This is a genomic window from Microbacterium sp. BH-3-3-3 (genome assembly GCF_007679045.1).
Taxonomy (GTDB): Bacteria; Actinomycetota; Actinomycetes; order Actinomycetales; family Microbacteriaceae; genus Microbacterium; species Microbacterium algihabitans.
Map to the genome: position 1 here is coordinate 932,848 of NZ_VEFS01000001.1, position 12,066 is coordinate 944,913.

8 protein-coding genes are annotated in these 12,066 nt (G+C 71.7%); 4 read left to right on the top strand and 4 right to left on the bottom strand.

All coding sequences use genetic code 11. The annotated features are described in order from the left end of the window. Window positions 1-693, top strand: coding sequence for an SDR family oxidoreductase (locus tag FS769_RS04390; protein ID WP_144829849.1), 693 nt, complete (start codon window positions 1-3; stop codon window positions 691-693). On the opposite strand, the gene FS769_RS04395 is transcribed toward FS769_RS04390, so the two are convergent. Next, entirely contained in the window at window positions 690-2,174 is a 1,485-nt protein-coding gene (locus FS769_RS04395; protein ID WP_144829852.1) for an MFS transporter, read from the bottom strand. The two genes, FS769_RS04390 and FS769_RS04395, sit on opposite strands and share 4 nt — an antisense overlap. Before the next feature lie 209 nt (window positions 2,175-2,383). Then, complete coding sequence (locus FS769_RS04400; protein WP_144829855.1) at window positions 2,384-5,581, bottom strand: DEAD/DEAH box helicase; 3,198 nt, start codon at window positions 5,579-5,581, stop codon at window positions 2,384-2,386. 119 nt (window positions 5,582-5,700) lie between these two features. Here FS769_RS04400 and FS769_RS04405 point away from each other — a divergent pair, with 119 nt between their 5' ends. Further along, a complete protein-coding gene (locus FS769_RS04405; protein WP_144829857.1) occupies window positions 5,701-6,768 on the top strand; it encodes a low specificity L-threonine aldolase in 1,068 nt (355 codons plus the stop codon). Between the two features lie 73 nt (window positions 6,769-6,841). Here FS769_RS04405 and FS769_RS04410 read toward each other — a convergent pair whose 3' ends face one another. Then, a complete protein-coding gene (locus FS769_RS04410) occupies window positions 6,842-8,764 on the bottom strand; it encodes a M3 family metallopeptidase (RefSeq protein WP_144829860.1) in 1,923 nt (640 codons plus the stop codon). A gap of 64 nt (window positions 8,765-8,828) precedes the next feature. Beyond that, window positions 8,829-9,443, bottom strand: a complete 615-nt coding sequence (locus FS769_RS04415) for an NUDIX hydrolase family protein (protein WP_144829862.1) — start codon at window positions 9,441-9,443, stop codon at window positions 8,829-8,831. A gap of 143 nt (window positions 9,444-9,586) precedes the next feature. Between FS769_RS04415 and FS769_RS04420 the strand changes: the two genes are divergently transcribed. Continuing rightward, window positions 9,587-10,255 carry an alpha/beta hydrolase gene (locus FS769_RS04420; RefSeq protein ID WP_144829865.1) on the top strand — a complete coding sequence of 223 codons (669 nt, stop codon included), beginning with the start codon at window positions 9,587-9,589 and terminating at the stop codon, window positions 10,253-10,255. Between the two features lie 201 nt (window positions 10,256-10,456). Continuing rightward, window positions 10,457-12,052 (top strand): ABC-F family ATP-binding cassette domain-containing protein, encoded by a 1,596-nt coding sequence (locus tag FS769_RS04425; protein ID WP_144829868.1) that lies wholly within the window; start codon window positions 10,457-10,459, stop codon window positions 12,050-12,052. Window positions 12,053-12,066 lie beyond the last annotated feature (14 nt).

The following is a 12,066-nucleotide window of genomic DNA, read 5'->3' on the forward strand; positions in this document are numbered from 1 at the left end:
ATGACCGATCGCACCGACGAAGGAGTGAACGGGCGGCTGGTGCTGCTCGCCGGCGGAACGAGCGCGGTGGGTCGCGCGAGCGCCCGCGCGCTCGTCGACGCCGGGGCGCGGGTGATGATCGTCGGCTCCGATGCCGAACGGGTGGCCGCTGCGGCGGCCGAGGCGCCGGGGGCGTTCACCGAGGTGTGCGATCTGACGGATCCGGATGCCGTGACCGCCCTGCGTGATCGCGTGCACGCCGCGCACGGCAGTGTCGACGGCCTGTTCCCCCTCGTCGGCGGCTGGCGCGGCGGGGGCGGACTGGCCGGTCAGAACGACGACGACCTCGCCTTCCTGATGCGTTCGTTCACGGCGTTGCGGCTGGTCACCCGCGCGTTCGACGCCGACCTGCGCTCCTCCCCCGCGGGCCGCCTCGCGATCGTCTCGTCGACCGCGGTCGCCCGCCCCCTCGCGGGCGGAGCGAACTACGCGGCGGTCAAGGCGGCCAGCGAAGCGTGGGTGCGCGCTGTCGCGCAGGGGTACGCGAAGGCCGCGCGGGACGACGCACGTGAGGTGTCGTCAGCCGCGGTGATCCTGCGGGTGCGGAGTCTCGAAGGACTCGAGTCCGCCGTGGCCTCGGCCTTCGTCGCGTTGTGGGACGACGCGGCCGATGCCTGGAACGACGTCGTGATCGAGATCGGCGCCGGCGGCTAGGACGCGGACCGGTCGGGGTCGGACGGCTGGGCTGCGGCCTGGCGTTCGGCGGGGGCCTGGCGTTCGGCGGATCGCTCGGCCCCGGCGGCATCCGTCTCGCCCGGGTCGGCCACCTCGGCGTTGACCGTCGCCTCGCTGTACTGGCGCGAAAGGATCCGGTACGAGCGGGTCAGGAACGCGAGTGCGCCGATCACCACCATGACGAGGCCCGCGATGAGGAAGACGAGGGCGATCCCCCGCGACTGCCCCTCGCCGAGCAGCCAGCCCCACGTGGCCCGGCCGCTGTCGTCGTTCATATAGGGGATGATCAGGAACTGCGCGATCGGGGCGATGAGGAACGACGTCACCGGCGCGGCCGCCGACTCGAACGCCGCCGCGAAGCCGAAGACGCGCCCCTGCGTCGCGAAGGGCACGACCTTCTGGATGACCGTCTGCTCGGCCGCCTCGACGGGCGGGATGAGCGCCATGTAGACCCAGATGCCGAGGGCGTAGAGCCACCACCAGTCGCGCAGCGTGAACACCGCGCCGAGCGCGCCCATGCCGATGACGATCCACAGCATCGTGCGGATGGGGTTCTTGCCGAGGCCGAACTTCGCCACCAGCCCGCCGCCGATGATGAACCCGGTCGCCGTGACACCGAGCACGATGCCCCAGATCTTCACGTCGAACAGCTCGAGTCCGTAGGGGTCCATCAGCGCCATGTAGACGCCGCCGATGAGGTTGTTGAACGTCGAGAAGATGATCAGTGCGAACAGGCCCGGCGCGGAGCGGACCGCGCGGGTGGCCCCGCGCAGATCGACCAGGGGCCCGGGCTCGTCGGCGGCTGCGGGGCGGTCTTCGGGGATGCGGATGGCCAGAAGGTGCACGAGCGCCAAGGCCGTGCACACCAGGGCGATCGCGAGCGTCCACCCCATGCCGAGGAAACCGACCGACAGGCCGCTGAAGACGCTGGTGACGACGAAGGCGAGGCCCTGCACCGTGCCCACCAGCCCGTTGGCGTTGGCGTGCCGTTCGACGGGGACGAGGAGCGTCACGGTGGTCGAGAGCGCGATGTTGCGCATGTTCTCGACGACCGATCCGGCGAGGATGATGCCGGAGAACAGCCAGAACCACGGTTCGCCCAGATCGAGCAGCACGGCCTCAGGGAACGCGAGCCAGAGCGCGCCCGCCAAGAGGAACGCCGTGAGCGTGATTACGCCCGAGAACACCATGACGCGATGCTTGCGGTGCCGGTCGACGAGCGAGCCGAACACCATCGCGAACACGGCGAGCAGCAGCATATAGGCACCGCCGACGATGCCCGTGGCCAGCACCGACCGCGTCTCGAGGTAGACCCAGAAGGTCAGGGCGAACCACAGGAAGCTGGTGGTCACGTTGGCCGCGGCCGTGTTGATGAGCCCGGCGAGAAAGGTGCGGTTGCCTCCCGCCGGGGCGGCGATCGCACCGGCGCCGACGGCGGCGGACGGCTGCGGTTCGGACATGGGGGTCACGTTAGACCGAACCTCCGACATCGACCAGGGCACCACCGTCACCGCTCGCGCGCTCGTGCTCGGGTGGCCCCGCGCGCACGGGCGGCACCATCACCGGGCGTCGCGTGTGCTCGGGCGGCCCGGGGCGCTGCGGCGGCCCGGCGCGCTCGGGCAACCCTGCGCACTCCCACATCCCGGCGCGCTCGTCCAACCGCGTGCGCTCAGTCGATGAGGCGGCGGATGTCGGCGGCGGTGAGGCGCGGCCCACCCGCGATCGACTCGCCCGCGAAGGTCTCGCCCTCGCTTCCGTCGAGCACCTTGGCGAACAGCTCGGCCTTCGCCTCGCGCAGGGCCACGACCTTCTCTTCGACCGTGTCGGATGCCACGAGTCGATAGACGATCACGGGGCGCGTCTGACCGATGCGGTGAGCGCGGTCGATCGCCTGCTCTTCGACGGCGGGGTTCCACCACGGGTCGAGCAGCACGACGTAGTCGGCCTCGACCAGGTTCAGACCCACGCCTCCCGCCTTGAGCGAGATGAAGAATGCGGGGTCGTCGCCGTCGCGGAAGCGATCGATCTCGGCCTGCCGGTGCGTCGTCGCTCCGTCGAGGTAGGCCGAGCCGAGTCCCGCATCGGCACACCGCTGCCGCGCCGTCCGGAGGAACCGCGTGAACTGGCTCAGGACGAGCACGCGATGCCCCTCGGCGGCGGCCTCGGTGACGAGGTCGACGAGGGCGTCGAGCTTGGCCGACGGCGCCTCGCCCTCGTCGGTCAGCGCGGGATCGAGCGCGAGTTGCCGCAGCAGGGTGAGCGACCGGAAGATCGCGAAACGATTGCCGTCGACGTCGTCGAGCAGGCCGAGCAGGCGCTGGCGCTCGCGATGGAAACGCCGATCGTAGATTTTGCGGTGCGCCGGGTGGAGGGTCACCTCGATCACCTGCTCCTGCTTGGGGGGCAGCTCGGAAGCGACGAGCTCCTTCGTGCGCCGCAGGAGGAACGGACGGATCCGGCTGCGCAGCAGCTCGAGGCGTGAGGGGTCGGAGTTCTTCTCGATCGGCGCGCGGTACCGGGCGGAGAAGGATTCGCGCGTCCCGAGGAGACCAGGGGCCACGAGCGACACCAGCGCCCAAAGCTCCTGCAGGTTGTTCTCCATCGGGGTGCCGGTGACCACGAGCGTGAACGGCACCGCCAGCGCACGCGCCGCGCGGTAGCCGCGCGAGGCGGGGTTCTTAATCTGTTGGGCCTCGTCGAGCACGACGCCCGACCACGAGACGGCGGCGTACTGCTCCTGCTCGAGTCGCATGAGGGCGTAGCTCGTCACCACGACATGCGCCCCCTCGGCCACCTCGGCGATGGGTGCGCCTCGACGAGCCTGCGTCGAGGTGACGACGGCGACGCGGAGTCCGGGCGCGAAGGTCGCGCACTCGCGAGCCCAGTTGCCCACCACGCTGGTGGGCGCGACGATCAGGAACGGCGGCGCGTCCGCGTCGGCGGTGCGCACGGTCTCCATCAGCGCGATCGTCTGCACCGTCTTGCCGAGTCCCATGTCGTCGGCGAGGACCCCGCCGAGGCCGTTCGACCACAGGAAGGACAGCCAGTCGAGCCCTGCGCGCTGGTAATCGCGGAGCGTCGCGCGCAGCCCCGGCGGCGGTTCGACCGGCACGATCGCCGCCTCGTCGGTCAGCCCGCGCACGCGCAACCACCAATCGGCCTCTTGCGCCGCGATCATGCCGAGCTCGGCGAGGTCGTCCCACAACCCGACGTTGTAGCGGTTGATCGACAGATCGGCCCCGGGCCGATCGGCGAGGGCGCGCGCTTCGTCGATCACCTCCCGCAACCGGTCGAATGCCTCCGAGTCGAGTCGCACGTACGAGCCGTCGCCGAGGAACAACGCGCGATCGCCGTTCGCGAGGGCCATGTAGAGATCGGCGAAGTCGACCTCGATCTCGCCCACGCTGACCCGCGCATGCAGGTCGAACCAGTCGCTGCCGTCGTCATCACCCGTCGAGAGGTGGACGGACGGTTCGGCGTCGGCCGGCCGATAGCGGACGGTCTCGCCGGAGACCGTGACCCGGACGTCGTCGAGACCGCGAAGTCGCGGCAGCGCCTCTCCCTCGAGGATCGCCGCGACCGGGGCGGGCAGGATCGCGGGGGACGACTCCCCCACCGCCCGCGGATCGGGGAGCTCGAGGCCGAACTCCTCCGCCGTGGCGCGAACGGCGGCGCCGACGCGGGCCTCGTGATCCTCGTCGCGTCGCCCTCGCGTGGGGGTGCGATCCCAGCGCAGCCGGACCGACGTCCGACCGACCCCGTGCTCGACGAGCACCTCGAGCAGGTTGCGCGGGGCCGGCGGGAGGTCGACGGAGCCGCTCGGCGAGACGACGGGGCCCTCGAGCTGCAGGCGGGGCAGGTACTCGCTCACGAAGGTGTCGGTGGCGGCGTCGATCGAGAGGGCGTCGGGCTGCGCCAGGAGGGCACGGACGGGGCCTGCGACCGGGGACGCGAACCGCGCGAGCGTGATGCGTTCGTCGACGCCGTCGCGATCGTCGACGACGGCGACGGCGACCGCCGGGTCGCCGATCACCCACGACGGCAGGCCCGCAGCATCGTCGGCGAGGCCCTGCACCACTCCGCGCACCTCCAGCGCGTCGCCGATGCGCTCGACGGACACCGCGGCGGTGACGGTTCCGTCCGGGATGCGCACGGGGTGGTGGGCTGCGCCGCCCGAGACGAGCGGCACCCCCGCCGCGATGACGGCCTCAAGCTGCAGCCAGAGCGAGTGCGGAGGGACCGCCGACAACGGCATCCATTCGTCGGAGAGGAAGACGCCGTTCGCGGAGCGGCCCAGGCGGCCGAGGCTGTCGAGGGCCGCGCGGGCACGCGGTTCGGCCGGGAGCGCGGGCAAGCTCGACCACCCGGCCCGGCCCTTGATCCACGTGCCGCGGGTGCCCCGCATTCCGGGGCGCACGGCCGGGGTGAGAGCCGCCCCGCGCCCGAAGCCGCCCGTGCGGCGCATCGAGAGGAACAGGCAGAGGTCGGCGGAGGGCTCTTCGAGAGCCGGAGGGACGACCTCGAAGAGCTCGTCGAGCGACCGCTGCCACGCGGGCCGGCGTGGGCGGCCGACCGCGAGCATGCGATCGAAGAGCACCAGGGCCGCGGCGCAGGAGTGCTCGCACTCGGGCCCGCGCCCGCACGAGCACCAGCCCGAGACACGCGAGAAGTCGGTCGGCACACGCAGTTCGAGGTGCTCGTATCCCGTCGGCCCGAACGACTGCGCCGTCGCCACCACCACGCCGTCGTACGCCTTGGCGTCGCCCACCTCGACCGAGCCGTAGATGAGCAGCCGGTCGGCCCGGGTCATCGCGCCCGACGAGAACATCTCGCCGGCGATGCTGATCGCCTCGGGGTCCATGTGCATCCCGTCATTCTCTCCGGGGCGGACGACATCGGGCCGCCGCACCGGCGGAGAAGTGGATAGTCCGACCACATCTCCCGATGGGGAGGAGGGGTGGGCTCGGCGGTCGTTACGCTGGAGAAGTGACCACCCTCCACGACTCCTCGGTGCGCGGTTTCGCCTCCGACAACTACTCCGGCATCCACCCCGATGTCCTCGCCGCGATCTCTGCCGCCAACGAAGGCCATCAGGTCGCCTACGGCGAAGACGTCTACACCGCCCGCCTCCAGGAGCTGTTCGTCTCGCTCCTCGGCGACGGCGTCGAGGCCTACCCGGTCTTCAACGGCACGGGCGCCAACGTCGTCGGCCTGCAGTCGATGCTCCCCCGCTGGGGCGCCGTGATCTCGGCATCCACCGCGCACATCAACGTCGACGAGGGCGGCGCCCCCGAGCGCGTCGGCGGCATCAAGCTGCTGACCGTTCCGACCGACGACGGCAAGCTGACCCCCGAACTCGTCGACCGCGAAGCCTGGGGCTGGGGCGACGAGCACCGCGCGCAGCCGCTGGTCGTCTCGATCACGCAGTCGACCGAACTCGGCACGCTCTACACGGTCGACGAGATCCGCGAGCTCGCGGCCCACGCCCACGGCCACGGCATGCGCCTGCACATGGACGGTGCGCGCATCTCGAACGCCGCCGCGGCCCTCGACGTTCCGCTGCGGGCCTTCACGCGCGACGCCGGCGTCGACGTGCTGAGCTTCGGAGGAACGAAGAACGGCGCGATGATCGGCGAGGCCATCGTCGTGCTCGACCCCGAGGCCTCCACCGGCCTCACCTACCTGCGCAAGCTCGACATGCAGCTGTCGAGCAAGATGCGGTTCGTGTCGGCGCAGCTGGTCGCCCTGCTCGAGAACGACCTGTGGCTGACGAACGCGCGACACTCCAACGCGATGGCGCAGCGGCTGCGCCAGGGCATCGAGGCCGGTCTCGCCGACGGCTCGATCCAGGGCGTGGAGTTCACCCAGCCGACGCAGGCCAATGGCGTGTTCGCGATCCTCCCGGCCGGCGTCGCCGACCGCCTGCGCCAGAGCTTCCGCTTCTACGACTGGGACGAGCTGCGCCGCGAAGTGCGCTGGATGTGCTCGTTCGACACGACCGAGGCCGACATCGACGCCTTCATCGCGGCGATCGCGCGCGAGACGACGGCCTGAGCTCGCGCCACCACGCACTCACGTCGCGCCCAGGGCCGCGGCATCCGGAAAGGGATGCCGCGGCCCTCGTCGTTCACGCTCCGGCGAGCCAGGCCCGGTAGGCGTCGAAGGTCGACTCGCGACCGAGGAACGACTGCACGAGGTCGCGGGCGTCGCGGGTGCCGCCGGGCTCGAGGATCTCGCGCCGGTACCGTGCGGCCGTGTCGACGTCGAACAGGTCGTCGCCGAAGGCCGACAGCAGGTCGCGGGCGATCACGAGGCTCCACTGGTACGTGTAGTAGCAGGCGCCGTAGCCGGTCAGGTGCCCGAAGCCCGCGTACGAGTGGGAGCCGTCGAGCGGGGTGACGGGGCTCGCGGCGCGGTAGTAGCCGTCGACGGCCTCGGCGAGGTCGGCGGGGCGGTCGACGTGCAGGCGGTACGAGGTGGTGGCGTGCCCGAGCTGACGCGTGACCTCCAGGGCCCGGCCGAAGGCGTCGGCCGTGCGCATGCGCGCGACCAGATCGGCCGGGATCGGCTCGCCCTCGTCGTTCACCGCGAAAGCGGCGAGCGCCTCGGCGTCCCACGCCCACTCCTCGAGCAGCTGACTGGGGGCCTCGACGAAGTCCCACTCGGTCGCCACGCCCGTCCACCGCGCCCACTTCTGGTGGCCGCCGAGGATGTCGTGCACGAGGTGACCGAACTCGTGGAAGAACGTCACCACCTCGTCGTGCTCGAGCAGGCCGCGCGAGAAGTTGCACAGCAGCACCGACTCGGGCAGCGACCGGTCGGTGATGCCCGGCGCCAGGCCGAAGCACGCCGCGTGGTTGTACTTGCCGTCACGCGGGTGCAGGTCGAGATGGATGCGCCCCAAGCGCTCCGCTCCGCGCACGACGTCGTAGGTGCGCACGTCGTCGTGCCACGAGGGTGCGTCGACGGGGACGTACTCCACATCGAGCAGGCGAGCGGTGGTCGCGAGGACTCCCTCGAGCACACGGTCGAAGCGGAAGTACGAGCGAACGAGCTGCGAGTCGACGTCGTACTCCTCGCGCTTGAGGGCGCTGAGGACGTACCAGAAGTCGGCGATCGTGACGGCGTCGGCGGTGGGCTCGTCGCGGCGGAGACGCTCGAGCACGCGGTCGTACTCGACGGCGGCGGCGGGAGCCACGGCATCCGCCACCTTCTCGAGGAACGCCTTCACCGCGGCCGACGACCCGATCATGCGGGTCTCGGTCTCGTAGTCGGCCCAGTCGCCGTACCCGAGCAGCGCCGCGCGCTCGGCGCGCACCGCGAGCAGCTCGGCGAGCACGGGCTCGTTCACCGGCCACGCGAGGTCGTTGTAGGCCCCCATGAGCTCGTGCCGCACCGCGCGGTCGCGCGCGTACTCGCGCACCGGCATGAGGTCGGTGTACTCGGTCGTGAGCGTGACCATCCCGTCGGCGTCGACCGGGTGCTCGGAGATGAAGTCGGCGGGGAGCCCGTGGAGCGACGACGCGGGCACCCGGATCTCGCGACGGCCTTCGCGGATGTTGCGCGAGAAGGTCAGCGAGAGCTCGGTGTCGCGGTCGGTGAGCTCGCGCACGCGCTCGCGGTCGGCGTCGTCGAGGTCGACCCCGCCGCGACGGAAGTCGCGCTGGATCTGGGCGAGCAGGCGCTGCTCGTCGGCGTCGAGTCCGTCGGCGGCGGCATCGCCGAAGACGCCCCACAGCGCGCGGTCGAGCAACCGGCGCGACTGCACGGCGTCGACCGCCTGCGCCTGCTTCTCGGCGGCGTCTCGCACCTCGGCGTCGGGGTGCGACTCGCTCACCAGGTGCGAGGGCGCGGCGGCCTCGCTCAGGGCGATCTCGGCCTCGTTCCACAGCGCGAGACGCTCGCGCAGCGGGAGGTCGGACTCGGCGGTGAGTCGGGCGTCGATCTCGGCCACGCGCGCGAGGCGCTCGGTCGGACGGTCTTCGGCGAAGGCTCGCCAGCCTTCGAGATCGCGCGGGAGGGTCAGGGGTTCCAGGGGAGGATGCGGCATGCTTCGACCCTAGGCAGGGCCTCCGACACAGGCAATGATCCGGGCGCGCGAGCCCGGCCCGGGGTCAGCGCAGGGCGCCGACCGAGGCGAGCGCCTGACGGATGAGGGTGCCGCGGCCGCCCTCCATCTCATCGGACAGGGCGTCGGATGCCGCTTCCTCGGGCGAGAGCCAGGTGACCTCGAGCGCGTCCTGGCGCGGTTCGCACGTGCCCGTGACGGGGACGACGAAGGCGAGCGCCACGGCGTGCTGGCGGTCGTCGTGGAACGCGCTGACCCCGGGGAGGGGGAAGTACTCGGCGACCGTGAAGGGGGTCGGCGAAGGCGGGAGCAGCGGGAACGCCATCGGTCCGAGGTCGTTCTCGAGGTGGCGGAAGAGTGCGTCGCGGACCGTCTCGCCGTAGCGGACGCGGCCCGAGACGAGGGTGCGGGTCATCTCGCCGAGGGGCGTCGCCCGCAGCAGGATGCCGACCTGGGTGACGGCGCCCATGCCGTCGGTGCGCACAGGCAGCGCCTCGACGTAGAGCATCGGCAGGCGTCGCCGCGCCTCGGCGAGTTCGACCTCGCTCAGCCACCCCGGATTGGAGTTGGGCGCCGCGGGGGCACCCGAGAAGGAGGCTCCGAGCGACTCGCGCTCATCGCCGTTGTCACCGGGTTCGGGATCGGGAGTGCGCACGGGCATGCTCCCTGTATATCAACCGACCGGCCCGGGTGCCGCGTGTCCGGCCCACGGAGACCGGAACGGTACCGTCCGCGGGCCGCGCGCCGGAGCAGATCTTCGACCGCGATGCGGTCGAAGTCGGAGGCCCTTGCCACAATGGCCGCATGAGCGTTGAGTCCCCCCTCGACCCGTCCGTCGTGCGGTGGTCGGTGCCGCCCGAAGAGCGCGGCGGCCGGCCGGTCCTGCTGTTGCTGCACGGTTACGGGTCCGACGAACACGACCTGTTCGGTCTGGTGCCGTATCTGCCCGAGGCCTTCGTGATCGCGAGCCTGCGCGCACCGCTCTCGCCACCCTGGCCCATGCCGGGCGCGTCGTGGTACCCGATCGAGGGTCTCGACGGTCGTGATCCCGACGCGGTCACCCGCGCCGCCGAGGCGGTGCTCGCCTGGATCCACGACGCCGTGGGTGACGCCCCCGTCGGACTCCTCGGTTTCTCGCAGGGCGGTGCCGTCGCCCTGCAGACCCTCCGGGCGGATCCGGATGCCGTGCAGTTCGCGGTCGTGCTGGCGGGGTACGCCGCGGGCGGAGAGCTGCCCGGCGACGCCGTGCTCGGCGAACGACGCCCACCGGTGTTCTGGGGCCGCGGGGCCGCCGACGACGTCATCCCGACGCCTCTGGTCGACGCGACATCGCAGTGGCTGCCCGCTCACAGCGACCTCCGCGGCCGGGTGTACCCGGGTCTCACGCATTCGATCTCGCAGGACGAGCTCGACGACGTGCGCGCTTTCCTCGACGAACGGCTGGCCGACCGCGCCGGTACCGACGCGAGCTGATCCCAGGGGTGACGCGCAGCACGAGTGTGGGCTATCGTGAATGCTCCTGTCCCCGAGAACGAGGTCTCCTCCGGTGAAGAACGTCGACGCTTCCGCGCCCCTGTCCGCGCGCTGATCCGTCGACCCGCCGTCTTCTCGGCATCCCTCCGCTGATGCGGACGGGTCCGGTGTCCGCGCACCCCGCGTCATCGGAGTTCCGTCTTGTCATCTCTTCCTTCTTCCCTCGTTTTCGACCGCGTGCGCCTCGTGTGGCCCGACGGAACCGTCGCCCTCGACGACATCTCGGGGGTGATCGGGGTCGGCCGTACCGGACTCGTCGGTCGCAATGGCGCCGGCAAATCCACACTCCTCCGGGTGGCTGCGGGGCAGCTCGCCCCCACGTCCGGCACGGTCTCGGCGTCCGGTGAGGTCGCGATGCTCCCTCAACGCCTCGCCGCCGACCCGCATCGCCCCGTCGCCGCCCTTCTCGGCGTCGAAACGGCTCTCACCGCACTCCGCGCGATCGAGTCGGGCGATGTCGCACCGCACCGCTTCGACGCCGTCGGCGACGACTGGGACGTGGAGGCGCGCGCTCATGCCCTGCTCGCCGAGGCGGGTCTGCCGCCCGAAGCCCTCGATCGAACGGTCGGCGAGCTCTCGGGCGGCGAGACGATGATGGCCGCCCTCGTCGGGCTCCGCGCCCGCTCGGCCGACATCACACTCCTCGACGAGCCGACGAACGATCTCGACCGCGATGCGCGGGCGCGCGTGAGCGGCCTCGTACGGGGGTGGTCCGGCACGCTGATCGTCGTCAGTCACGACATCGGCCTGCTGGAGCTGATGGATGCCACCGCCGAGCTGTACGACCACACTCTCGATGTGGTCGGCGGTCCGTACAGCGCCTGGCGCGCCCACCGCGACGCGGAGCAGGAGGCCGCCGTCCGCGCCGAGCGCGACGCGGCCCAGTCCCTGCGGCGTGAGCGCCGGCAGCGCATCGAGTCGTACGACAAGCTCGCCACGCGATCGCGCGTCGCGCACAAGGCGCAGGTCGAGAAGCGGGTCCCCAAGATCCTCGCGGGAGCCCGAGCCGACGCGGCCCAGGTGAGCGCGGGCCGGTTGAGCACCGAGATGAAGGGGAAGGAGGATGCCGCGCGCGCGGCGCTGAGCGAGGCGTCCGCCCGTGTGCGCGATGACGACGTGGTGCGCATCGACCTGCCCGATCCGGGCAACGCGGCCGGGCGGCGGGTCATGTCGCTCGGCGACGGGGAGCGGGAGTGGATCGTCACGGGCCGCGAGCGCGTCGCCGTCGTGGGGCGCAACGGCGCGGGGAAGACGACCCTTCTCGAGAACCTCGTCCACACCGTGGCCGCGGAGGGACCGATCCACGCCCGTGCGAGCGTCGCGCACGTCGGCTACCTGCCGCAGCGCCTCGACGGCCTCGACGACACGGCATCCGTCCTCGATACGGTGTGCGCGGCGGCGCCGAGCGTTCCCGTTCCGCTCGTGCGCGATCGACTGGCGCGGTTCCTCGTGCGCGGCGACGCGGTCAGCCGACCGCTCGGGTCGCTGTCGGGCGGCGAGCGCTTCCGCGTCGCTCTCGCCCGCGTGCTGCTGGCGGATCCGCCCCCGCAGCTGCTCGTGCTCGACGAACCGACGAACAACCTCGACCTCGACACCGTCGACCAGCTCGTCGCCGCGCTCCAGGCGTATCGCGGGGCCGTGCTCGTCGTGAGTCACGACGACGCCTTCCTCGCGCGGCTCGGACTCGACCTGCGGCTCGAGCTGCGGGAGGGGAGGCTCCGCGAGGAGCCGGTCTAAGCGGGCGTTTCCGC

Coding starts and splice junctions, on each gene's coding strand:
- FS769_RS04415 (WP_144829862.1), bottom strand. CDS start 9,443: ATGCCCGTGCGCACTCCCGATCCCGAACCCGGTGACAACGGCGATGAG.
- FS769_RS04400 (WP_144829855.1), bottom strand. CDS start 5,581: ATGCACATGGACCCCGAGGCGATCAGCATCGCCGGCGAGATGTTCTCG.
- FS769_RS04390 (WP_144829849.1), top strand. CDS start 1: ATGACCGATCGCACCGACGAAGGAGTGAACGGGCGGCTGGTGCTGCTC.
- FS769_RS04420 (WP_144829865.1), top strand. CDS start 9,587: ATGAGCGTTGAGTCCCCCCTCGACCCGTCCGTCGTGCGGTGGTCGGTG.
- FS769_RS04395 (WP_144829852.1), bottom strand. CDS start 2,174: ATGTCCGAACCGCAGCCGTCCGCCGCCGTCGGCGCCGGTGCGATCGCC.
- FS769_RS04410 (WP_144829860.1), bottom strand. CDS start 8,764: ATGCCGCATCCTCCCCTGGAACCCCTGACCCTCCCGCGCGATCTCGAA.